The organism is Rhodococcus sp. 14-1411-2a (assembly GCF_002259485.1).
Taxonomy (GTDB): domain Bacteria; phylum Actinomycetota; class Actinomycetes; order Mycobacteriales; family Mycobacteriaceae; genus Rhodococcoides.
This window is the reverse complement of the sequence record NZ_NPGA01000018.1, coordinates 45,250-68,728: the sequence shown is the minus strand read 5'-3', so window position 1 is coordinate 68,728 and position 23,479 is coordinate 45,250. Positions and strand designations below refer to the sequence as shown.

Below are 23,479 nucleotides of genomic sequence, written 5' to 3'. Positions count from 1 at the left end.
CCTACCGCTTTCGCAGCTGCACGGGCTGCCCGTCCTCCGGGAAGGGCAGCGACGTGAAGTTCAGCGGCGCAACGTAATCCGGGTCGACCGACCAGTCGAACCGCAGCAGCAGATGATGCATGATCGTCTTGATCTCCGCGCCGGCGAAGAACATCCCGATGCACTTGTGCACGCCTCCGCCGAACGGCTCCCACGCGTAGCGGTGCACCTTGTCCTCCCGGCGGTCGTCGGCGAACCGGCCGGGATCGAATTTCTCCGGGTTCGGCCAGTACTCGGCCATGTGATGCGTGAAGTGCGGGGCGACCGACGCATACGTCCCCGCGGGGACGAACTTGCCCTGCACCTCGGTGTCCTTGACCGCGCGGCGCGCCACCACCGGCGTGGGCGAGACCAAACGCAAGCATTCCTTCATCACCAGATCGACGCTGTGCAGTTCGTCGAGTTGCGCGAGCGTCGGCGCATCGGTACCGAGCGCCTCGGACTCGGCACGGCACTTGTCCTGCCACTGCGGATGCTGACCGAGGTACTGCATCATCGTCGACAGCGTGATCGTCGACGTGTCGTGCGCGGCCATCAGCAGGAAGATCATGTGGTCGATCACTTCGTCGTCGGAGAAGCGTTCGCCGTCGTTCCCCTCGATGTGACACAGAACCGAGAACAGGTCGTCGGTCTCGGTGGCACGCCGGGACGGAAGGTACCGCCGGAAGAACTCCTCGAGCATGGCGCGGCCGTCGAGACCGCGCTTCCACCGAGTTCCGGGAACACGAAAGCGCACAATGGATGTCGCCGCCTGAACGCACGCCACGAAACTGCAGTTCAGCTCGGCGATCTCGGCATCGGTGCTGCCCTCTGCGCCGCCCATGAAGATGCTCGTTGCCACCTCCAGGGTCAACGCCTTGAGCGCCGGGTAGACCTGAACGTCGCGCCCGCCTTGCCACGCGTCCAAACCTGTTGCTGTGACAGGATTCAACGCCTCGACGGATTTGGTGAGCCGGTCCCTGGTGAAGGCCTGCTGCATGATCCGTCGGTGCTTCAGATGCTCCTCGGAGTCGAGCAACATCAATCCGCCGTGAAAGAACGGGCCGATCAGCAGGGACCAGCCGTCACCGTTCGCAAACGCCTTGTCGGCGTTCTGCAACACCTCTTGGCATGCGTCCGGCCCCAGAACGGTGATCCACTTCTGACCGGCCATCGTCAGCCACGACACCTCGCCGTACTTCTCCCACCGACTCCCGAGCAGCTTCAGGGGGTCTCGGATGTACTCGAGCGTGTGCCCGACGACGGGCATACCGCCGTCGCCGTATACCGGTTGGAGCGTTGAATCAGCAGGTGGAGCAGCCAGAGCACGTGCCATTGTCGACCTCCGTCAATCTGACAGAGCGTCCTGTCAGATTGATGTAGTCTGCGTCACACCTGCTCCCTCTGTCAAGATCTACGCATGGCTTCCACGCGCCGCTACAACGGCATGAGCGCAGACGATCGCACCGCCGACCGCCGCGCACGGTTGCTCGAAGCCGGACTCGAAGTGTTCTCGACGGCCGGTGCCCAGAACACGACCATGACCGCGATCTGCGCGGAGGCGAAGCTGACCGAGCGGTACTTCTACCAGAACTTCTCCAGCAAAGAGGATGTGCTCGAGAAAGTGGTGGAGTCGGTATCCGACGAGATCCGGGCCGCTGCCCTGGACGCGCTGCACTCCCCCGCCCCCACCGTCGAGGACCAGGTACACAACGCCATCGCCGCGTTCGTCGGCGTTCTCACCGACGACCGACGCAAGGGCCGCGTCGCGATGATCGAGTCGCTGGCCGTCGACTCACTGCGGGACTATAGACGACAGTCCATGCGCGCCTTCGCCCATCTGGTCGCCGAGCAGTCACGCGAGCTGTTCGGCGAACAGGCCTGGCCGCAGCCACAATCGGAAATCAACGGCCTGCTGTTCATCGGCGGACTCGCCGAATTGGTCATCGCGTGGTTGAACGACGAGATAGCCGTCACGCCAGCGGATATCGTCGACGCCGCCACCCGCCACTTCGTCGCGACGGCACACCGCTGAGGTGCCTTCGGCAGTGGCGCGGTTATGTGCCCCCTGAGGCACTTACCCGCACCACTGCGCCGGAGGCGCACCCCTATCGGTCGAAGTGCGCCTTCGCGATCTGACCGTGGACGCCGACCGTCTTGTCGACCACCTGCGAGACGGTGAAGTTCGCGGCCGCGGAGAGGTACGCGTAGGCCGTCGCCCGGTCCATGCCGAGGTCGGTCTCGAGGAAGTCGAGCGCGTTGACCACGGCCCGACGCATGGCAGCGTTCAGGTCCGAACTCTGGCCGCCGACGGCACCGTCCGGGTCGGACAGGCCGATCGGAATCCACGAGTCCTCGTTCTCGGCAAAGGGATACGAGTACGCGACGGACGGGGCATCACCGCTGCCCGCCTTGCAGACGGTGAGGCGGAAGGTGCCGCGCAGTGAACCTTCCATCGCGGTCAGTGCCACCTCCCCGTCGCCCATCGCCATGTGCGGATCGCCGACGTAGAACAACGCACCCTCCGCGAACACCGGGAGATAGAACGTCGATCCGACACCGAGCAAACCGACATCGATGTTGCCGCCGCCGAGCGTCGGCGGAATCGAGTTCGCGTTGGGTGACGTCAGACCCGGGTCGCTGGCGAACGCGACGCCCATCATGCCCATGAACGGACGCAGCGGAAACCGCACCGCCGCATCGCCATAGCGCATCACACCCTGCCCGTCCTCGACGGCGGTGAAGGTCGAGACGTTGCCGTACTGCGTCGGATCACCCGACGGCCTGCCATCGCTGCCGATCGGCGGCATCACCTCGTCCAGGCTGATACCTGCGGGTGCCTCACCGGACGCGGTCACCGCCAGAGAACCCTTGCCGTGCCGACTCGACACCACGCCGTACGGCACGCGGGGAATCGCCTCGAGCGTCTCGATCTTGAGCACATCACCACGCTGCGCACCTTCGACGAACACCGGGCCCGTCACCACGTGCGGACCGTCGACGTCGAAGTTGCGGACCGTCCGGTCGTACCCGCCGGCGATGTCGATGGCGTCCTGCAGCACATCGGATTCGGATACACCTTTGCCGCCGAAGAACTCGACGGGATCGCGGCCCTGGTCCTCGAGAATGCCCTCGTGACTGAGCGCATCGATGGTCACCGTCTCACCGGACTTCATCTGCAGCACCGATTCGGACTCGACCGTCGGGACGTACCCCCACAGAACCTTGTCGACTTCGGAACTCAGGTAGTGATCGCCGGAGATGTCGCCCGCGCCGGGCTGAAGAATCCCGACCGGTGCCGGCGCCGACGAACTCGCGGCGGCGGTGCTCGTCGACGAAGACGTCGAACAGGCTGCCGTTCCGGCGATTCCGACGCCCGCGCCCAGCGCGGCCACCGCCTGAATGAATCCGCGACGTCCGATCCCCTTGGTGATCGTCTCCGCTGCCTGCTCCGCCATCGACCGCGCCATGATGCCTCCTGAATTGTCCGAAACCCGAACGTAGACCGGAGGTGTTTCTCGGCAGTTACGATCACGCGTCGCCCCAATTGCTCAGCTGGGGTCGCTGCCGCCGATTGCTGACCACCAGATGGCGGTGATAGCAGCCAACAGACTCACTGCCACGAACTCGGCGAATCCGCCTCCGTCGACGACGAGCCACAGCAATCCGATGATCGGACCTGCCACCGCGGCGGGGGCGTCGAGCATGATCCGACGCCGCAGCGACCCGAAGCGATCACTGCGGGTGAGCAGGTCGAAATCGTTGAGACGAGGGGCATCGAGGGGTGTGCCGGGAGGCAACGAACTACAACGCCGCCCCGACGGCAGCGCCACAATTCCGGGTTCGATGACGAAGGCGCGCCGCCCGAGAATCGACCTACTCGCGCGCGCGTCGGCGTCCGGGACGATCGTCAGAAGCCCGGTGTGGAAGTAGACGGGGTACCAGGCCCGCCCACCGTTCTCGTGTACTTCCAGGTATCCGCGAGAACGCATACGGTGTTGAAATCGCACTCGCCGCACGGTGGTCGAGGTGATCATCGACCTCCCGGCCAGCACTGCGCACGCTGTCGACCAGCCCGTCCAGACGAGGACGATCAGGGCCACGAACACGCTCAGTGGCGCAATGACGACAGCGGTCGATGCCGCGACAACCAGAGTGATCGCCGCGGCACCGACCGGATATCCGAGACCGTGAACTATTTCAGGAACCCGACCTTCGAGTAGTCGAGATCGCCGAATCCCGGAGCTCCGAAGTTCGCGAGATTGGACTTCGTGGCATAGGTCGATGGCCGCTGGAACATGGTCAGGCTGTGGCCCTCGGCCCAGATTGCTTCGTCTGCCTTGTTGTAGTCGGCGATTCGTGCGTCGTCGTCCAGTTCTGCGGCGGCGTCGTCGAGCAGTCCGTTGATTTCCTCGGAACCGACCTGGCCGTAGTTCTGCAACGTGCTGCCGGGCGTGAGCCGGAAGATGCCGTCACTGCTCGAGGAGTACGGCGTTCCCTCCCAAGTGAAGTGGGTGACATCGAATGCGCCGACCAGAATGTACTTCTCGAAGAAGTCATCCGACGGCACCGATTGGATGATGAGATTGGCGCCGACGGCCTTGAGGTTCTGCTGGATGATCTGCGCTTCCTGCGTCGCATTGGGGGTATCGGCCGGAATGATGTCCTGCAGATCGAGCTGCTTGCCGTCCTTGGATCGGAACTCCCCGTTCATCGTCCAACCGGCCGCGTCGAGTTCGGCCTTCGCCTTTTCGGGGTCGAAGGTGATATCGCCGTTGTTGGCCTGGTAGCCCTTCTGCCCGTCCACGTAGATGTGGTTGTTCAGGACAGTCGGGCTCGAGGTGATCTGACCGAGCTGTGACGTCGCCAGGTAGTCACGATCGATCGCCTTCATCAACGCCACGCGCACTGCCTTGTCCGAGGTGATGCGCCCCGGGGCTCCGTTGAAGTCGAAGTGCCGGTACTGCGGGCCCAGGCTCTGACGCAGGTCGACATTCGGGATACCGCGGGCAACCTTGAAAGCATCCGCACTGCTGCCCAATTCGAAGTAGTCGATCTCGCCACTCTGCAACGCACCGATAGATGCCGTCGTATCCAGCGGCAGGTACGTGATGGTGTCCAGCACCGCTGGGTTCTCACCCCACCAGTCCGGGTTGCGCTCGGCAACGATGCGTTTGCCGCCGGGCTCGATCGTGCGGATGCGGAACGGGCCGGCGGTGGCAGGCATGGTCTCGACCGAACCGGTGTTGAACGCCTCGACACTGTTCACGGACTCCGCGGGCATCAGCGGCGAAAACAGGGAGCGCCAGTCTGCGAACTTCTCGGCAAACGTCAGGGTCACCTGCTGGTCGTTCTCACCGCGCACAACGGATTCCACCTTGTCCCAGCCCGCGGTGCTGGACGCCTCGTAAGCCGGGTCCTTGCCGCTGTTCGCAGTCCATGTGGCCACGAGGTCGGTGTAGTCCAGCGGCCTCCCGCTGCTCCACTTGGCCTTGGGATTGATGTTGTAGGTGATCACCTGCTTACCGTCGACCTCGGACTCGGTGATGTCGGTGAAAAAATCCGTCGCCGTCGCGAGGCTTGCGTCCGCAGCAGCCTTGAACGCCGTAGGCATCAACGCGGCGTAGTACCGCGCAGCGTCGACTGTGGTGCCGTCGATTTGGTAGTAGTTGTAGTTGGTCGGCACCTGCGAGAGCGGGAAGTTCATGTTTCCGCCCTGCTGCAAGTCACTGATCGGATGCGGATTGATCTGCGCTCCACTCTCGAAGGACGCAGGCGCGTCGGCGTTGGGCCCGGTATCCCCCGAGCTGCACCCCGCCACCAGTCCCACAGTGGTCACGGCCACCGCGATCGGGACCAGTGCCCGAAATAGCTTGGCTCTCATCAATTCACCTTTCTCAGTGTGCACGTAAACTGCAGGGTCAGATGGCGTCGGCCAGTGCTGCGGCCTCGGCGATTCGGGCTCGTTGGAGCACGGGATCGGGGATGGGGATGGCTTTCAGGAGAGCCCGTGTGTACGGGTCCTCGGGTGCGTCGAAGATCTGCGCCGTCGGGCCCTTCTCCACGAACACCCCGTTGCGCATCACAGCCACTTCGTCGGCGAGATGACGCACCACCGACAGGTCGTGCGAGACGAACAGATACGCCAGACCCAGCTCCTCCTGCAGATCCTGGAGCAGGTTCAGCACGCCCGCCTGGATCGACACGTCGAGCGCGGACACCGGCTCGTCGAGCACCAGGATCGACGGTTTGAGCGCCAAAGCCCGTGCAATGCCGACACGTTGACGCTGCCCGCCGGAGAACTGGGTGGGATACCGATCGGCGAGCTCGGGACGCATTCCGACGGTGGCCATCAGTTCCCGAACCCGGCGGGTGCGCTCGTCGACCGGCACGCCGTTGATCTTCAACGGCTCGGCGATGATCTCCCCCACCGGCATTCGCGGATCGAGCGATCCCATCGGGTCCTGGAACACGATCTGGATGTGCGCGCGCAGCTTTCGTTGCTCGGCTCGGCTCAGGCCGTAAGGCTCGACTCCGTTGATTCTGATCGAGCCCTGCTGCGGCTTCACGAACTCCATGATCTCGAGCAGGGTCGTCGACTTGCCGCAGCCCGATTCGCCGACGATCGCCAAGGTGGACCCTGCGTGGACATCGAAGCTGATGCCCTGCACCGCAGGCACTTCCCCGGCCCGACGCCGCAGTACCGAGCCCTTGAACACCGGGTAGCTCTTGTGCAGATCGGTCACCGACAGCACCGGAGCGTCCTTCGAAACCGTCACCACCAACTCCGCTGGGGCCTCCGACCGTGGGGCACCCTCGAACTCCGTCTCCACAGATTCTGCCGTGGCGGCATCGATCCGAATGCACGCAGCATCATGGCTCGGTGAGACCTCGATCAACTGGGGTTCGCCTGCGTCGCACGCGTCGGTGTGCAACGGGCACCGCGGACCGAAGGGGCATCCCGTCGGCAGGTTGACCAGAGCCGGCGGGGTGCCCTCGATCGGCACGAGCCGCTCCTGGGCCGGCCGGTCGGGGCGAGGAACCGATCCGAGCAGCCCGACGGTGTACGGCATCGACGGATGCGCATAGAGCTCGTCCACGGGCGCGGTCTCGACTGCGCGACCGGCGTACATCACCATGGCCCGATCGGCCACGCCGGCAACGACTCCCAGGTCATGGGTGATGAACACGACCCCGGCCCCGGTTACGTCCCGCGCGGTACGGAGCAGATCCAGAATCTGGGCCTGGATTGTGACGTCGAGGGCCGTGGTGGGCTCGTCGGCGATGATGAGGTCGGGGTCGTTGGCGATGGCCATCGCGATGACGACGCGTTGGCGCATGCCACCGGAGAACTCGTGCGGGTACGACCTGGCCCGTGTCTTCGGATCGACGATACCGACCAGATCCAACAACTCGAGCGCACGCTCGTGCACCTTCGCTTTGCTCAGCGATGGATTGTGTACCGAGATCGCTTCGGAGATCTGGTCACCGATGCGGTAGATGGGCGTCAGTGCAGTCAGCGGGTCCTGCGAGATCATGGCCACCGAACGTCCGCGCTCGCGGGACATCTCGCGGTCGGACAGGCCAAGCAGCTGACGGCCGTTCAGTTCTATGGATCCGGTGACCCGGGCGGTCTGCGGGAGAAGTCCCATGACGGCGAGGGACGACACCGACTTTCCTGAGCCGGACTCGCCGACGATGGCCAACACCTCACCCTTGTCGACCTGGTAGTCCAAGCCCCGGACTGCGGTGACGCGCCCCTCCTCACTGGGGAAACTGACCTCGAGCCCGCTGACCTTCAACACCGGCACAATCTCAGCCACGTGCCTGTCCCCTCGTCGAGTTCGGATCGAATGCATCGCGCAGGCCGTCGCCGACGAAGTTGGTGGCCAGCACGATCAACACCAGTGCGCCACAGCAGAACGCGAACAACCACGGATACGTCAACGCGGACGACGTGCCGTCGGCGATCAGCGTGCCGAGCGAGACGTCGGGTCGCTGGACACCGAAGCCGAAGTAGCTCAGGGACGCCTCACCGATGATGGCGATACCCACGTTGAGCGTGACGTCGACGATGAGTATCGAGGCCATCGACGGCAGCACGTGCTTGCCGATGACACTCGCCGGCGTTGCGCCCATGTACTTTGCGGCGCGGATGAATTCGCGCTCACGCAATGACCTCGTCATCGCTCGGATGATGCGCGAGGTGATCATCCACGCGAAGGCCGCAAGTAGCAGCACCAGAATGAAGAAGCTCTTGTCGCGGAACAGCGGTGAGCAGATGGCGATGACCAGGAAGCTCGGGACGACGAGCAGGACATCGGCAACCCACATCAGGGCGCGGTCCGTCCAGCCGCCGAAGTATCCCGCCACCGCGCCGACGACGCCGGCGAGCACGGTGGAGATCAACGCGACGAGCATGCCGATGATCAGCGACTTCTGCAATCCTCGCAGCGTCTGAGCGAGGACGTCCTGCCCGATCTGGTTGGTGCCGAACCAATGCCGCGTGGTCGGCGGAGAGTTCAACGCGTACGCGTCGAGTTCCTCGTAGGTGAAGGGGATGAAGTGTGGAAGCACGAACGCGCCGACGAACATCACCACCAACACCAGAATGCCTACCAGGGCCGGCCTGTTGCGCAGGAACCGACGCAGCACCAGTCGACGGCGGGTGATCGGGGCCGTCGTCCCGCCCTGGCCGTCCACCGCAGCGATCTCGGGAACCACAGGTGTTGCCATCGCCGATCCTTTCCTCGATCGAAGTGGTGGGTCAGTCCGCGTAGCGAACGCGCGGATCCAGTGCGGCAGTGAAGATATCGGTCAGCATTCCGGAGACGAGGACGGAGAGCGCGGTGAAGAGCGAGACCGCGAGCGTGATGTTGATGTCCTGGCTGGTGATGCCGTAGATCAGCCAGTCCCCCATGCCGTACCAACCGAACACGCGCTCGGTGAAGGTGGCTCCGGTGATCACCGCGCCCATACCGAACGCGAACAACGTGGCCATCGGAATGAGCGCAGTACGGAAGCCGTGCTTGAAGATCGCGCGGCCGCGGGTGAGCCCCTTGCCGCGGGCGGTGCGAATGTAGTCCATGTTCAGCTCGTCGAGCATGGAACTGCGCATGTAGCGGCTGTAGCCACCGATGGTGAACAGCATCAGCACGACGGTGGGTAGCAGCAGATGCTGTGCACGGTCGACGATTTCGTTCATCAGGCCTGGCGCGAGCGTTGTCGACGTCTCGCCGGTGTACTGGAAGAACTGACTCCCCGTGCTCTGATTGACCTGAACTGCAAGGTATTTGAGCACCGGAGCAAGCACCAGAATCGGCGTACTGATCAAAACGAACGTCACGACAGTCGCGACGTGATCGAAGATTTTGTACTGCCGGACGGCACCGTACGCACCGATCAAGGTGCCGAGCACCGCACCGAGGACAGTGCCGAGCACTACCAGCCGCAGCGAGACGAGGATGCGACGCCACAACTCGTCGTTGACCGAACCGGCAGCGATCGTCTGCCCGAAATCACCGTGCAGCACCGCCCACAGCCACTTCAGGTAACGCAGCACCGGATTGTCGTCGAGGTGCAGAGCCGCGCGCTTGGCGGCCAGCACCGCCTCGGAGGGCGGCGGGTTACGGCTGAGCAGATTGGACAGCGGATCGAACGTGAGCGACGCCAGAAGGTAGGTCAGAAACGTCGCGATGAGCAGCAGTACGACGTAGTTCAGCAACCTCCGCGCAAGATAACCGCCCACGCGCAACCACCTTCCATCGAGCACCACGGCGGTGCCCACTGGCACTGCTCTCGGCATTGTTCACACCGCGTGTTTCCTGCTTGTTTCGTTAGCGGTAGAAACAGACATTCCACAACATAGCACCAGAAATTTGCCGTTCGTTCATGGAAGAGAAAATACTTCTACGGAACGGACAAACCGGAAATTGCGGTGTCGGAACATATTTGGAGACAGCCACCGGTACAGGCGCACCAATTCCGACAATATGGACAAGGCGCGGAATAGGTGCTCTCCACTCGCATCGGTAGATTCACGTTCATGACCGCAGCTGCCACCCCCGACGGATTCGCCTTCGAACGATTCGACGTCACCGACGCCGGATCCATCGCCACGGTCTTCGCGGCCAAGGAACACCGAGCCGGGCTCTACGTTCTGCACTTCACCGACGGCTCGGCCTACTCGGGCTACGCAGATTCGGTCGCCGCGCGGTTCGCCGCGGACCTCGACGTGTGGACCGACATCGAGGCACTCGATTTCGCGGCCGGAACTGCAGATCAGCTGGAGCACCTGCAGGAGCTCGTGTCGCGCCTGACCCGCCTCCGCGAACGCCCTTCCGATCCTGGCGCGATCGGCGAAGCACCGAGCGCGAAATCCGCACTGCCGAAAGAAAGAGCCAAGCGGGCGACGTTGCTCGACACGGCAGTCGGCAAGGCACGCAAGCAGTTCTGGGAACTGTCCGACCACATCGCGTACCCCGCCATCCGCAGCATCGTGGCCGACTACATCAATTCCTCGATCCCCGACCCGGCGAACACCGAGAAGTATCTGTGGCAGATCGCTGCCCTGTCCGACGATATCGCCGAGACCGGTCCGCGACGCTTGGTGACGCTGACGTGCGGCGGCTTCGAGACGCTCCGCGTCGACGAGATCGTGCACGACGACGACACCATAGAACTCGACCTGCGCATCAACACCAACGTTCCGCGCGACCGCACCGACGAGCAGCTCGAGGTCTCCAACGAGACGGTCAGCGCAGGACGCGGTCCGCACCGGGACGAACGCGTGTGGTCGTGGTCGATCGACCTCGGCGCACTGCTGGAAGAAGACGTGGACGTCGACCTCGGCATCGACGACGACACGTTCGACGACCTCGCTTACGGTCTCAACGCCCGTTTGATGCGATCCGGAAACTCAACGGGCGCAGCATCACACAACCACGACCTCGCGTCCGACCTGCTCGCCGAGGCATACCGGCAGCTGTTCGAGACCGAGTGACCGATCGGCTGTGGTACGTCTCGTACGGGTCCAACCTGCTGCGCGAGAGGTTCCATACCTACCTGACCGGGTCCGACGAGCGCTCCGAATTCGGTGCGCACCCACCGGCACCCACTGCGTCACCACCCGCCGAAGAACGATGGCTGTGGATCGATCATGCGCTGTATTTCGCGGGAGTCTCCCGGCGCTGGACCGGAGCATCCGCATTCGTCTCTACGACGGTCGATCCGGCGAATCGCTCTGTAGGGCGCGGATATCTGATCGAGCGAGCCCAGTTCGCTCATCTGGCCGCGGTCGAGAACGTCGTCGCAGCCGTCGATATCGGGGCGACGGAGACGCTCGCCATCGGACAGTGGTCGCAGCTGACAGTGGACCGCGAGGGCGAGAGCTTCCGCGGGAAATACGATGCACTGCTACGGCTTCCGGACATCGACAGAAGGTCCGCCTTCACGCTGACCAGTTCGACCGTGCGCGAGCCCGGCGAACCGTCGAGCAGGTATCTCTCGACCATTCGCCGCGGACTGCTCGGCGCAGAACTCGATCTGGACGTCGACGCCTACCTGGAGGCAGCCATTCGACGATCCGCGGAGATCACTTCAGCGTGTCGAGGTTCGTCTTCAACAGCAGCACGTTGTAGTCCGACCACCGAGAAGCGGTGAAATACAGGTCTTTACCGCTCGACATCGGGTGAATGAACGGTGCGTAGATTCCGCCGGCCGTCTGATTGGCGTCGAGGATGGTCCTCGGCGCACTCCACGGACCCTCGGGATTGTCCGCAGTGCGAGCGACCAAGGTACGAGAATTCTCGTCCCCGTACATCATCACGTAGCGGCCGAGGTAGTCGTTCCACGCAACCGACATCTCACTGACCGGGCCCTTGACGATGGCGACCGTATCGCCGATGTTCTTCGACCACTGCTTCGTCGGGTCCGGATCCTGCGTCGAGTACTCGTACGCGTCGAGATTCTCGATGTCCGAAGGCGCGACCCGCGAGACGAAGGCGTCGCCGAATCGTCCGTTCGGAGTACCGAACTGGTACAGGTACTCGCCGTCGCGGCCCAGGACGTACGCACTCTGCTGGAACTTGCCCTGGCTTTCGTGGACGTTGGTGAAGCCGGGGATGGTGACACCCTTGTTGACGCGGATGGTCCTGGGATCCGTCGACCAATTCTGGCCGTTGTCAGTGGATTTCGCAGTCGCGGAGTAATTCGTGACCCAGCGCCCGGGTGTGCCCCAGCTCTGCACCGACATGTAGTTGATGTACTGGGTGTTGCCGATCGCGATGGCCGCCGTGGGGATGGTCGTGTCCTCGACGCTGGGTAGCTTTGCGCTCGAGATGATCTCGGCCGCATAGCGTGGGTTGTCGGCACGCACGACTGCACCGGAGGTGTTGTCCGCAGGATCGGCCGGACCGATCTCGATGCCCTGCGCCAAGTTCGTCGACGCCTTGTCCGAGCGGAAGAGCGCGTTGCTGCGCCACTGGGCATTGCCGGAGGAGCAGTCGCCGAACGTGTCACCGAACGCCATCAGGATCTGGCCGGCACCGTTGTCCCAGCTGATGCCGAGGTCGGTGCCCGACATCGCAAGGTCGTTGTAGGTGTTGTTCACACTTTGCGGACCGGTGACCCAAGCGATGCTCTGCGTGTTGCCGGTGATCCGAGGAAGCGGCCCTTGTGGACCCTGCGGGTTCTTACCCGACATGCCCGCGCTGCCCGACGACCCGAACAGCGGAGACGAGCCCGGCCCGCCGAGCCCACCGCACGGTTCGGCCGACACGGTGGGCGCAGTCAAAGCGCTGAGTCCGCTCACTGCCAGCGCCAGGACAGTCCCGACAGCGATCTGCCGACTACGTACACGCATAGACGAACCCACCGTTTCCCGTGTGACCCACGATACTGATGTGACTGATGGGACGAGTGTTACGCAAATCTATTGATCACGCAACAAATCGGACGTGTCGGTACTTGACAAAACGCCTACGGCGAGAATGACACTCGTGTGATTAGCCGGCAATCATGCGGGCGTGAGTGGTGTCCAGCGCGAGCAGCGCAGCGCCCTGCACGACGACGGCAGTGCCGTGACCCACGGCCTGGTCAGCGGTGATCCGGCCGCCGAACCGAGGCTTCCTGACGGCGATGTGCGCACCGGTCGCGATGTAGAGAACGTCGAGACCGGCATTGATCCACAGCAGCCGGCTCAAACTCGCGGCCGTCGGGGGCTTCGAGCTCAGCGCGCCTGCACCCGCGATCGCCAGATCGATCGCGCCCCACCCCGCCGTCTGCAACCCGAACGCCCGCCGGGCAGGCCACGACCCGCGCAACGCCAACACCGTTCCGGCGAGCACACTTCCACCGCCCCACACCGCGAGGCGACGGCCGAGCTGCTGGGCAACGATGGGCGCTTCGAGTGCTGTCATGCACTCCAGTGTGCCGCGCTCGAGGACGAAGCGGTTCGTAACGCGCGGTCGGTTGCGGCCGATCCCAAGAGCACCGGGTACTCGTGCTCGAAACGAACGGAGCCACCATGCTGAAGAAGGTCCTCGCCGGAGTCGCGCTGGTGATCGGCGGAGCGGTGCTTCTGGCGCCCACAGCCTCCGCAGCACCCGACGACAACCCGTTCGGACCCAAGGACTCGACCGCGAACTTCGTGAGCGCCTTCGACCCTGCGGCATACGGTGCAGCGAGCGCCACATCGTTGATCGCCAGCCCGTTCGGCACGAGCCGGCAGATCGATTGCTGGTCGTTTCACGCCCGCGGTTCGTGCTCCCAGAACGGCCGGGTCCTGACGGAGATCCGAATCCCGGCCGGATCGTCGGAATGGGACTACCGGACGCTCCACGTCTACAACCCGTTCTGATGATCGCCGGCCGCGTCCAGTGCGGACTGGCTCTCATCTCCCTCACCGGTTGCGCTGCAACGCAACCCGAGCAGACCATCGAGGCGGCGGTGAACGTTGCGCCGTCGTCGTTCCCGGCACCTCCTCCCTCCGTCGCACCCTCCGCCATCCCGACCCCGGACGAGGCGACGGCCATCTTCCGCACCGTCTTCGACTGGACCGCCGAGCGGTCCGACCGCGCCGACGCGCTCGGGGGATCTGCCGAGGAAAACGCCGCGGTCTTCGACAGCGGTGGGATCATGTCCGAGGCGTCGTTCGACCGCATCGACGTCGTCGCACCCGGCCAGGTCGAGGCGAGCGGAACGTCCGTCGGGCAAGTGTCCTCGATCGGCTTCGTTGTCTCCGAGGGCCGTTGGAAGCTGGAACGCTCGACAGCGTGCGCTGTCACCGGGGTCTGTTAGTCACCGCCCGAACGGATCAGAGTCGGATCCGGGCAGCCAACTGGTGCCGGGTCCGACCCATCCACGCGACTTGATCATCTTCTTCGCTGCGCGCTGATTGCGGCCGATCAGACGGTCGAGGTACAGGTGACCGGCCAGATGGTCGGACTCGTGCTGCAGACACCGCGCCAGGTAGCCGTGACCCTCGACCGTCACCGGACTGCCCTCCACATCGACACCGGTCACGCGGGCCCAGTCCGCACGGCCGGTCGGGTACCTCTCCCCCGGGACCGACAGACACCCCTCACCGTCCTCGGGGTCCGGCATCGTCTCCGGGATCGCCGATGTCTCGAGCACTGGATTGACCACGTGCCCGCGATGCCGGACTCCGCCGTCCTGCAGGTCGTAGACGAACACCGCACGCGGATCACCGACCTGGTTGGCGGCAAGACCGGCACCGTGCGCCGCTGTGTTGGTCTCGAACAGGTCCTCCACGAACGCGGCCAACTCCGCGTCGAACTCGGTGACGGGAGCGGCACAGGTCGTCAAACGAGGGTCGCCGGCAACGAGGATGGGTCGAATAGCCATGCGAGAAGGTTACTGTCGAAGCATGGCTCATTCCCGTCGCTCCCCCACGGCTCACCCCGCGGACAAGGTCTGCGCGTCGTGCGGACGGCGAATCGAATGGCGCAAGAAGTGGGAGAAGAACTGGGATGACATCAAGTACTGCAGCGACGCCTGCCGGCGGCACAAGGTGAGCACCACCGACAAGGAACTCGAAGACAAGATCCGTTCCCTGCTCGACGCCCGGTCCCGCGACTCCACCATCTGCCCTTCCGACGTCGCACGAGCCTTGTCCGACGACAATTGGCGGGAGTTGATGGAACCGGTTCGCCGCGCCGCCCGCCGGATGGTCGACGCGGGAGAAGTCGAGATCACCCAGAAAGGATCCGTCGTCGATCCGTCGACCGCGAAGGGGCCCATCCGCATCCGATGGACGCGCTGACCTGCGACACAGAAGTTGTCGGTGGCTGGGTATAGCTTTCGTGGTGTGAAGGCATGGGGGGATGTGTTCGGGCTCGGTGACCAGGATTTGGTCTCCGAGCTCGCTGGCGTGTCTTCCCTCGAAAACGAGCTCGCTGCAACGCGATTGACGCTGCTGGCGGAAATGGACCGCCGCGGTCTGGCCATGAAGCTCGGGTACTCGTCGGTCACCCGGTGGTACGCGCGATCGGTGCGTATCACCGACGGGTCCGCGGCCCGCCAGATGGAGCTGGGGCAGTGGCTCACCGACCGGCCCAACGTGTTGAACGCCCTCGCAGGTGGTGACATCCACGCCGCGCACGCCTCGGCGATCGCCGACGGCTACGCCACCGTGGTGGTCGCCGACCCCACCCTCGACGAACAACACCGCGACGCTGTCGTCGCCGAACTGCTCGAAACCGCCATACGCAGCACCGCCGGGCAAGTCGCCTCCCGCGCGCAGGCACTGGCGCATTCCGCGGCGGACGACGCCAGAGCCCGCCACGAGCAGGCAGAGAAGCAACGACAAGAACAGGAGCGGGAGCAAGAGCGGGACCGGGCGAGCCGAGCTGATGCAGGTGGCGCGGGTGATTCCGGCGGCACGGGTGACGCAGCTGGCTCGGGTGACGCAGGCGGCGCGGGTGACGCAGGCGGCTCGGGTGAGCCCGAACCTGCTCGGCCCGAACCTGTTCCAGCTGGACCGCCGCCCATACCGGTGTCGGAGAACCCGGAGTTGAACCGCTTCGATGTTCACCCGCTTGCCAGTGGCCGCTTCCAGATGGGCGGCAACGTCGACCGGCTCCTGGCCGAGAAGCTGCTCACCGCGCTGTCGGCGTTGACCGCGCCGCAGCCCGGCCCCGGTGGTGAACGCGATCCACGTGGTGCGTCGAAGCGGCGGGCCGATGCCCTCGATCGGATCCTCGACCGGCACCTGAGCGGTGGTGGCCGCGGATCGGCGGGCGGGTCGCGGGCATCGGTGCACCTGATCGTCCCGCTGCGTGACCTGCTCGCCGACCGCGGACACACGCAATCGAACAGCGCAACAACGGGTTCGACGGCCTCCGGTACCGGCGGCAACTCACGGACCGGTAGTGCCGACACGCGTCCCGACAATGCTGGCGGCGCTCACCACGTCAGCAAGAGCAGTGCCGGTTCCGATGCCAGTTCACCGACCGGCGATACCAACGGCGGTCCCGATCGTGGCACTGGTCGTCGGGTCAGCGAGAGCAATGCTGGTGCCGGCGGCAACTCACGGGCCGGTGATACCGAGGCCGGTCCCGATCGTGGCACTGGTCGTCGCGTCAGCGGGAGCAGTGCTGGTGCGGGCGACAGTTCACGGAACGGCGGTACCGACGCCGGTCCCGACGATGCTGGCGGCGGTCCCTACGCCAGCGAAAGCAATGCTGGTGCCGGCGGCAACTCACAGACCGGGTATGCCGTCACGCCTCCCCTTGCTCGCGCTGACGGCGGGCACCACGTGAGTGGGAGTGTCGGTGCCGGTTCACGGACCGGTGATACTCGCAGCGATCGTGACGGTCCCAGCGCTGGTGCCGGTGACCATCGCGGACAGAAATCGGCACCCGAGCGCGGTGATGCCGACTGGCCGTTCCACTTCGACTGGACCGGGCCGATGAGCCGCGCCTTCGCCGAACTTCTCACCTGCGACGCCGACCTCACCCCGGTCATCGTCGACCACCACGGCGTCCCCCTCGCCCTCGGCCGCACCACCAGACTCGCCAGCGACGACCAACGCATCGCCCTGACCATCCGCGACCGATGCTGCGTGATGTGCGGCCGCCCCGCACAGTGGTGCCAAGCCCACCACGTGAAGTTCTGGGAACACGGCGGCCGCACCGACCTGAACAACCTCGCGCTGGTCTGCGGAGAATGCCACCGCCTCGTCCACCACGGTGACTGGCAATTGCTCATGGGCGACGACGGACACCCCTACGCCATCCCACCCGAATCCATCGACCCCACACGACAACCCATCCCCAGCTACCACCGCCGAAAACGGCGCGCAGCATGACAACAGGTCAGCTGCGCAACTCACGCTTGAGCAATTTTCCGCTCTGATTGCGCGGCAATTCGTCGACGAAGGTGACGGTCTTGGGCACCTTGAACGGCGCTATCCGACCCTTCACGTGGTCGATCAACACCTGCGACGACAGCTCACTTCCGTCCTTGAGCACGACGACGGCCGTCACCGCCTCGATCCACTTGTCGTCGGGCGTCCCGATCACCGCGACCTCGGCGACCGCCGGATGGGTGTAGATCGCATCCTCCACCTCGCGGGACGCGACGAGGATGCCACCGGTGTTGATGACATCCTTGATCCGGTCGACCACGGTGATGAACCCCTCGGCGTCGCGTGTCACCAAATCACCGGAATGAAACCACCCATCCGAGAACGCATCTGCCGTCGCCTCCGGCTTGTCCCAGTAGCCGTCGCACAGCTGAGGAGAACGGTAGAGAATCTCACCGGGTTCGCCGTCCGGCACATCGTTGCCGTCGGCATCGACGACGCGGGTCTCGACGAAGAACACCGCACGTCCACACGACGCCGGCCGCGCCTCGTGCTCCTCGGGCTGCAATACCGTTGCCAATGGCCCGATCTCGGACTGCCCGAAGCAGTTGTAGAACTCGATGTCCGGGTACCGCTCACGCAGCCGAGTGAGAACTGTGACGGGCATGATCGAAGACCCGTACTGCGCCTTCTTCAACGACGAGAGATCGCGCGTCGCCAGATCGGGGTGATTGGCGAGCGGAACCCACACCGTCGGCGCCAGGAACAGAGACTTGATCTTCTCCGCTTCGATGCGGCGCAGGATCTCCGGAACGTCGGGCCTGCGCATCAAGCGGACCGTGGCACCCACCGACAGGTACGGCAGCATGAACACGTGCATCCCCGCCGAGTGGTACATCGGCATCACCAGAAGCGGGTCGTCGTCCTGGGTGAACCCGAGCGCGATGACGCACGAGACGTACTCCGCGACCAGTGCGCCGTGAGACATCATCGCGCCCTTGGGTTTCGACGTCGTCCCGGAGGTGTAGAGCAACTGAGCGAGGTCGGTCGCATCGGCGACGGGGTCGAGTTCGGAGCCGTCGCCGTCCGTGCCCAGCACGTCGGGAAGGGAGACCACGTGCTCGATGCTGAGCTCGCCGCGAACCGAATCGAGCGTGCCCGCCAACTCCGGGTCGACCAATACTGCCCGAGAACCCGATTGCTGCAACAGGTATTGCAATTCGTCGCCCACGAGCGCGTAGTTGATCGGGACGTGCACCAATCCGGCTCGCGCACAGGCGAGGAACGCGACGACGTACGCGTCGGAGTTGACGCCGTACGCCGCCAGGCGGTCGCCCTTGTTCAATCCCAACGCGATCAGCCGTCGAGCGGCGCGGGTGACCGCGGTATCGAGTTCTGCGTAGGTGTGACTGCGTCCCTCGAATGTAACGGCGAGGCGGTCGGGGAATTTCGCGGCCGACCGTCGCAGGACGCCGTCGACGGTGTTCACTCGTGTTCCGCTGCTCATCACCCGACGTTATAGGACGTCCAAGCATCTCGTGCCGTGTTTGGCTGCCCTCAGGGTTCGATCGATGCCATTGGGGCATGCGAGAACGCATGACAACGAAACAAGCCCTCGACAGCCTCGAATCTGCCTCGTTCCTCGACGGAGCGAGCAACGCGATCAACAGTGTCCTGAAACCCGCACTGGACGACACCGCCGTCGGCGCAGGTCTACGCGGCCGGTGGATCGGTCATCCCATCCACCCGGCTCTCGTCAACGTCACCATCGGAAGCTGGACGAGCGCCGTAGTCCTCGATCTGCTGAACCACCAGTCCAGGGCGAGCAAGCTCGTCATCTCCCTCGGGCTGGTGTCCGCGCCGGCAGCCATCGCCACCGGATGGGCCGATTGGTCGACGATGAACACCCGCCAGCGCCGCGTCGGGATGATCCACGCTGCGTCCAACGCGACCGGCGTCTTCCTCTTCCTCGGCTCCTACTTGCGGCGCCGGAAGCAGACCGATGGCATCGCCAAGGCCCTGGCCGCTGCCGGTCTGGCAACGGCGAGCGTCGGCGGTCTCATCGGAGGCCACCTCGCCTACAGCTCGACCGAGCAGGAACCAGCTCCGGCAGGCAAGCACAGCATCAGCCGGTAGATCAACAGTTGTTCGGCTCCCCGATCTTCACCGCGGACAGCAGTGCATCCCCCTCACCGATCAGAGTCCCTGCGGGCGGATCCTGCGCTACGACAATCCAGTTCGAGTCGTTGACCTGCATCCGGCTCGCACCGGACGCATCGACGCTCCGGGAGTAGAAGACACCTGCAGCCTGAATCGCATTCTGGGCAGTCTGCAGATTCATACACACGACCGGAGGCATTGCCACGAGGACCGGCTCTGCGGCGGGCGGTTCGGGCGCGGTGGTGTCCGGAAGGACAATCCTCTCGATCGACGTCGGCGCGGTCGTGGCTGGGGTCGTGGTCGCCTCCACGGTCACTGTCCGCACTTCGGTCCGGACCTCGGGCTCGGCGGAGTCCGTAGATCCGCAGCCTGCGAGGACGAACGCAGGAAGGGCGAGCACGATGGCCGATCGCACGCGGGAACGACTACTGCTCGTCATGAAAACCCTTCGACCGACCGATGGCCTGGCGCAACCGGTACCCATGGGAGATCGTCAGACCGGTAAGTCTGTTACTTCCCGTCCATCGGTGGCGTTTCCGTACACCGTACGGTAAGCTGCGTCGGCCCCGGGCGAACCAGCGTCGGGGGCGGCGAAAGGCGACCGAAGCGCACATGACCCAGGCCCAGCCGACGACACCAACTCAGCCATCCATCGACGAACTGTCCACCATCCTCGTTCGCGGAGCACGCGAGAACAATCTCCGCGACGTGAACCTCGACCTGCCCAAACGCTCGCTCGTCGTGTTCGCGGGCGTCTCCGGGTCGGGGAAGTCATCACTCGTCTTCGACACCATCGCTGCCGAAGCTCAACGGCAGATCAACTCGACGTTCACCGCGTTCGCGCAGACATTCCTTCCGTCCTACGGCCGTCCCGACGCCGATCTCATCGCGAACCTGTCGGCCGTCGTGATCGTCGACCAGAAGCGTCTGTTCGGCGGCCCGCGCTCGACCGTCGGCACCATCACCGACATCGGCGACTGGCTGCGCATGCTGTGGTCCCGCGGCGTCACCCCGACGATCGGGTTCGCGAACGCGTTCTCCTTCAACGACCCGGCCGGCATGTGCCTCGAGTGCGAGGGGCTCGGCGAGGCGAAGGTCGTGGACCTCGGCGAACTGGTGGACGAGTCGAAGTCCTTGCGCGAGGGGCCGTTCAAGCATCCGGACTTCGAGGTCGGCAAATGGCCGTATCGGGTGTTCGCCGACTCGGGCCTGTTCGATCTCGACGTCCCGATCGAGCAATACTCCGCCCGCGAGCGCCACATGTTCTTCGACGCGAAACCCGGCGAGTTCGAGGTACTGAACCCCGATGCCGTCATGAAGAGCTACGAGGGGATCGTGTCCCGGTTCAAGCGCAGCTACCTGGCCAAAGACGCCGACGCCCTGAAGGGCAAGGCCAAGCTCGCGTTCGAGCGCATCGTCACGCGCGGGGTCTGTGAATCCTGCGGCGGCTCCCGCTACAACGAGACCATCCGCGGCGCGACCCTCGAGGGCCTGTCTCTGCCGGACGCGTTCGCGATGCAGGTGTCCGAGCTCGCCGACCGTATCGACGGGTGGAAGATCGACGGCCTGGGCACCGTCACCGCCGAAATCGTCACGCAGCTGCGAAGACTCGTCGATCTCGGTCTCGGCTATCTGAGCCTGGACCGCGCGACGTCGTCGCTGTCGGGCGGTGAATCCCAGCGCATCAAGATGGTCCGCCACCTGGGAGCGACCCTGAACGACATGCTCTACGTCTTCGACGAACCGACCACGGGCCTGCACCCCCGCGACGTCCACCGGCTCGACGACATGTTGCGCGCGCTGCGCGACAAGGGCAACACCGTCCTCGTCGTCGAGCACGACCCCGAGGTCATGGCCATCGCCGACCGCATCGTCGAGATCGGCCCCGGCGCGGGAAAGGCCGGCGGCACAGTCGTGTTCGAGGGAACCTACGACGAGCTGCGCGACGCGGACACCAGGACCGGTGCCGCGTTGCGGCGCGAGGATGTCGTATTGCATACTCCCCGAACCCCTTCGGGCTGGCTGAGCATCACCGGAGCCAGCACCCACAATCTGCGCGACGTCAGCGTCGACATTCCGCTGGGAGTCCTGACCGCCGTCACCGGCGTCGCCGGTTCCGGGAAATCGAGTCTCATCCACGGTCACCTCCGTGAGGCCGCCCCGGACGCCGTCATCATCGACCAGGCACCCATCCGCGGATCGCGGCGCTCCTCCCCCGCGACGTACACCGGTCTGCTCGATCCGATCCGCGCGTACTTCGCCAAGAAGACCGGCCAACCGCCGTCGCTGTTCTCCCCCAACTCCGACGGCGCATGCCCCGACTGCCAGGGCAGCGGCGTCATCTTCACCGATCTCGGGTTCACCGACCCGGTGACGAGCACCTGCGAGACGTGCCAGGGCAGGCGATTTCGGTCGGGCGCGATCCGGCATACCGTCGATGGCGTCAGCATCGCCGACATCTTCGAGATGTCCGTCGAGGACGCCCAGGACTTCTTCGAGGTCAAGAAGATCCGCGACATCCTCCGCCGGTGCCGGGACGTCGGGCTCGGCTACCTCTCGCTCGGCCAGAACCTGTCGTCGCTCTCCGGCGGCGAGCGACAACGGCTCAAGCTCGCCACCGAACTGGTCGGTTCGTCGCCGGTGCTGGTCCTCGACGAGCCGACCACCGGCCTGCATCCGTCGGACGTGTCGAACCTGATCGCGCTGCTGTCCGGGATGGTCGACGAGGGCAGGTCGGTGATCGTCATCGAACACAACCTCGACGTCATCGCCGCTGCCGACTGGGTCATCGACCTCGGCCCCGACGGCGGGCACAACGGCGGTCTGATCACCTTCACCGGAACCGTCGACGAGTTGGTGGTCTCCGACACCCACACCGGCACGTACCTGGCACGGAGCCTGGGCCGGTGACCACCACCCGATAGTGTTGGCGCTCCAGGGGCATCGGACACACAGGAGTGGCAGTGCAGCGTCGATCGGCACGAATGATCTCAGCAGGGTTCGCGGTCGTCGCGCTGGTCGCGACCGGCTGCGGCAGCACGACGACCGACTCCCCGCCGGCAACCACCTCGGCCGCGGCGTCGACCGGGGAGTTCCCGAGGACGATCGCGTCGGGCTCGGACGGCGGAACCGTCACCATCGACGCGATGCCTCGTTCGATCGTCTCGCTGAGCCCGACGGCGACGGAGACCCTGTACGCCGTCGGGGCCGGCGAGCAGGTGGCGGCCGTCGACGATCAGTCGGACTATCCCGCCGACGCACCGAAGACCGGGCTGTCGGCGTTCACGCCGAGCCTCGAGGCGATCGTCGCGTACGACCCCGATCTGGTGATCACCTCCACCGACCTCGGCCTGGTGACGTCCACTCTGGCCGAGGCCGGTATTCCGACGCTGCTCGTCCCGGCCGCGACGAGCCTCGACGACGCGTACTCGCAGATCGAGCTCGTCGCGGACGCGACCGGGCACGACGCCGAGGGCGACGCGGTGGTCACACAGATGCGCGACCGAATCGATGCCGCCGTGGCGAGTGTCCCCGCGCGCGACGAGCCCCTGACGTATTTCCACGAACTCGACGACACGCTGTACACGGTGTCGAGCGCGAGCTTCGTCGGCCAGATCTACGGTCTGTTCGGCCTGACGAGCATCGCCGACGGCTCCGGCGCAGGCGACTACCCCCAGCTGTCCGCCGAATCGGTGATCACCGCGGATCCCGATGTCGTGTTCCTGGCCGACGCCCAATGCTGCGGCGTCACAGCCGAATCGGTTGCGGCTCGACCGGGGTGGGGATCGATGACCGCCGTCCGAGACGGCAGGATCTTCCCGATGGACGAGGACCTGTCGAGTCGGTGGGGTCCCCGCATCGCGGACCAGGTGGAAGCCGTCGCCGCAGTGGTGCAGCAGATTCCGGCGTGAACCCAGCAACGATGGGGTAACGCGCCAGCCGGCCACGGCGGCCTTCCGTCGTCGTGCAACAGAT

General features: G+C 65.0%; 22 protein-coding genes and 1 pseudogene. 11 read left to right on the top strand and 12 right to left on the bottom strand.

Going from position 1 to position 23,479, the window contains the following annotated elements; genetic code table 11:
• Position 1: 1 nt before the first annotated feature.
• Entirely contained in the window at positions 2-1,354 is a 1,353-nt protein-coding gene (locus tag CH291_RS17730; RefSeq protein WP_094688190.1) for a cytochrome P450, read from the bottom strand.
• A gap of 84 nt (positions 1,355-1,438) precedes the next feature.
• Here CH291_RS17730 and CH291_RS17725 point away from each other — a divergent pair, with 84 nt between their 5' ends.
• On the top strand, positions 1,439-2,053 hold the full coding sequence (locus tag CH291_RS17725; RefSeq protein ID WP_179272200.1) for a TetR/AcrR family transcriptional regulator: 615 nt from the start codon (positions 1,439-1,441) through the stop codon (positions 2,051-2,053).
• 73 nt (positions 2,054-2,126) lie between these two features.
• Here the strand turns inward: CH291_RS17725 and CH291_RS17720 are convergent, their stop codons facing one another.
• From CH291_RS17720 to CH291_RS17695, 6 genes are all read right to left on the bottom strand, one after another.
• Positions 2,127-3,488 carry an acetamidase/formamidase family protein gene (locus CH291_RS17720; RefSeq protein WP_094688189.1) on the bottom strand — a complete coding sequence of 454 codons (1,362 nt, stop codon included), beginning with the start codon at positions 3,486-3,488 and terminating at the stop codon, positions 2,127-2,129.
• Between the two features lie 81 nt (positions 3,489-3,569).
• A complete protein-coding gene (locus CH291_RS17715; protein WP_143545938.1) occupies positions 3,570-4,121 on the bottom strand; it encodes a hypothetical protein in 552 nt (183 codons plus the stop codon).
• A 92-nt stretch (positions 4,122-4,213) separates the two neighbouring features.
• Positions 4,214-5,902, bottom strand: coding sequence for an ABC transporter family substrate-binding protein (locus CH291_RS17710; RefSeq protein ID WP_143545937.1), 1,689 nt, complete (start codon positions 5,900-5,902; stop codon positions 4,214-4,216).
• 37 nt (positions 5,903-5,939) lie between these two features.
• The gene (locus tag CH291_RS17705; RefSeq protein ID WP_094688186.1) at positions 5,940-7,877 is read right to left on the bottom strand and encodes an ABC transporter ATP-binding protein; all 1,938 of its coding nucleotides are present in this window, start codon (positions 7,875-7,877) and stop codon (positions 5,940-5,942) included.
• Positions 7,834-8,754, bottom strand: coding sequence for an ABC transporter permease (locus CH291_RS17700; RefSeq protein ID WP_094639878.1), 921 nt, complete (start codon positions 8,752-8,754; stop codon positions 7,834-7,836). Before CH291_RS17700 ends, CH291_RS17705 begins: the two co-directional genes overlap by 44 nt.
• Positions 8,755-8,785: 31 nt before the next feature.
• The gene (locus CH291_RS17695; RefSeq protein WP_094688324.1) at positions 8,786-9,766 is read right to left on the bottom strand and encodes an ABC transporter permease; all 981 of its coding nucleotides are present in this window, start codon (positions 9,764-9,766) and stop codon (positions 8,786-8,788) included.
• Positions 9,767-10,063: 297 nt separating this feature from the next.
• Here CH291_RS17695 and CH291_RS27240 point away from each other — a divergent pair, with 297 nt between their 5' ends.
• Together CH291_RS27240 and CH291_RS17685 are read left to right on the top strand one after the other, a co-directional pair.
• Positions 10,064-11,020 carry a hypothetical protein gene (locus CH291_RS27240; protein WP_255183381.1) on the top strand — a complete coding sequence of 319 codons (957 nt, stop codon included), beginning with the start codon at positions 10,064-10,066 and terminating at the stop codon, positions 11,018-11,020.
• The gene (locus tag CH291_RS17685; protein WP_094688185.1) at positions 11,017-11,679 is read left to right on the top strand and encodes a hypothetical protein; all 663 of its coding nucleotides are present in this window, start codon (positions 11,017-11,019) and stop codon (positions 11,677-11,679) included. The genes CH291_RS27240 and CH291_RS17685 overlap by 4 nt, the downstream gene beginning before the upstream one ends.
• Here the strand turns inward: CH291_RS17685 and CH291_RS17680 are convergent.
• On the bottom strand, positions 11,612-12,880 hold the full coding sequence (locus CH291_RS17680) for a DUF4185 domain-containing protein (RefSeq protein ID WP_094688184.1): 1,269 nt from the start codon (positions 12,878-12,880) through the stop codon (positions 11,612-11,614). The genes CH291_RS17685 and CH291_RS17680 overlap by 68 nt on opposite strands.
• A 142-nt stretch (positions 12,881-13,022) precedes the next feature.
• Positions 13,023-13,436, bottom strand: a complete 414-nt coding sequence (locus CH291_RS17675) for a DUF6992 family protein (RefSeq protein ID WP_094688183.1) — start codon at positions 13,434-13,436, stop codon at positions 13,023-13,025.
• A 107-nt stretch (positions 13,437-13,543) separates the two neighbouring features.
• Between CH291_RS17675 and CH291_RS17670 the strand changes: the two genes are divergently transcribed.
• Positions 13,544-13,876, top strand: a complete 333-nt coding sequence (locus CH291_RS17670) for a hypothetical protein (protein WP_094688323.1) — start codon at positions 13,544-13,546, stop codon at positions 13,874-13,876.
• Entirely contained in the window at positions 13,876-14,316 is a 441-nt protein-coding gene (locus CH291_RS17665) for a hypothetical protein (protein ID WP_094688182.1), read from the top strand. Before CH291_RS17670 ends, CH291_RS17665 begins: the two co-directional genes overlap by 1 nt.
• Here the strand turns inward: CH291_RS17665 and CH291_RS17660 are convergent, their stop codons facing one another.
• On the bottom strand, positions 14,317-14,883 hold the full coding sequence (locus CH291_RS17660; RefSeq protein WP_094688181.1) for a peptide deformylase: 567 nt from the start codon (positions 14,881-14,883) through the stop codon (positions 14,317-14,319).
• Here CH291_RS17660 and CH291_RS27235 point away from each other — a divergent pair.
• The 3 genes and pseudogenes from CH291_RS27235 to CH291_RS27225 all read left to right on the top strand — a co-directional run.
• Positions 14,867-15,034, top strand: a pseudogene (locus tag CH291_RS27235) (DUF2256 domain-containing protein); the annotation flags it as partial. The gene CH291_RS17660 and the pseudogene CH291_RS27235 overlap by 17 nt on opposite strands.
• A gap of 15 nt (positions 15,035-15,049) precedes the next feature.
• Positions 15,050-15,301, top strand: coding sequence for a DUF3253 domain-containing protein (locus CH291_RS27230; protein ID WP_255183390.1), 252 nt, complete (start codon positions 15,050-15,052; stop codon positions 15,299-15,301).
• 45 nt (positions 15,302-15,346) lie between these two features.
• Positions 15,347-17,347, top strand: coding sequence for a DUF222 domain-containing protein (locus tag CH291_RS27225; RefSeq protein WP_256980887.1), 2,001 nt, complete (start codon positions 15,347-15,349; stop codon positions 17,345-17,347).
• 7 nt (positions 17,348-17,354) lie between these two features.
• On the opposite strand, the gene CH291_RS17640 is transcribed toward CH291_RS27225, so the two are convergent.
• Positions 17,355-18,851, bottom strand: coding sequence for an acyl-CoA synthetase (locus CH291_RS17640; protein ID WP_094688180.1), 1,497 nt, complete (start codon positions 18,849-18,851; stop codon positions 17,355-17,357).
• 89 nt (positions 18,852-18,940) lie between these two features.
• Here CH291_RS17640 and CH291_RS17635 point away from each other — a divergent pair, with 89 nt between their 5' ends.
• Positions 18,941-19,480 carry a DUF2231 domain-containing protein gene (locus CH291_RS17635; RefSeq protein WP_094688322.1) on the top strand — a complete coding sequence of 180 codons (540 nt, stop codon included), beginning with the start codon at positions 18,941-18,943 and terminating at the stop codon, positions 19,478-19,480.
• A 1-nt stretch (position 19,481) separates the two neighbouring features.
• Here the strand turns inward: CH291_RS17635 and CH291_RS27220 are convergent, their stop codons facing one another.
• Complete coding sequence (locus tag CH291_RS27220) at positions 19,482-19,943, bottom strand: hypothetical protein (RefSeq protein WP_256980886.1); 462 nt, start codon at positions 19,941-19,943, stop codon at positions 19,482-19,484.
• A 173-nt stretch (positions 19,944-20,116) separates the two neighbouring features.
• Between CH291_RS27220 and CH291_RS17625 the strand changes: the two genes are divergently transcribed.
• Together CH291_RS17625 and CH291_RS17620 are read left to right on the top strand one after the other, a co-directional pair.
• Positions 20,117-22,414 carry an ATP-binding cassette domain-containing protein gene (locus tag CH291_RS17625; protein WP_094688179.1) on the top strand — a complete coding sequence of 766 codons (2,298 nt, stop codon included), beginning with the start codon at positions 20,117-20,119 and terminating at the stop codon, positions 22,412-22,414.
• A gap of 74 nt (positions 22,415-22,488) precedes the next feature.
• Complete coding sequence (locus tag CH291_RS17620; protein ID WP_094688320.1) at positions 22,489-23,415, top strand: ABC transporter substrate-binding protein; 927 nt, start codon at positions 22,489-22,491, stop codon at positions 23,413-23,415.
• Positions 23,416-23,479: the final 64 nt, after the last annotated feature.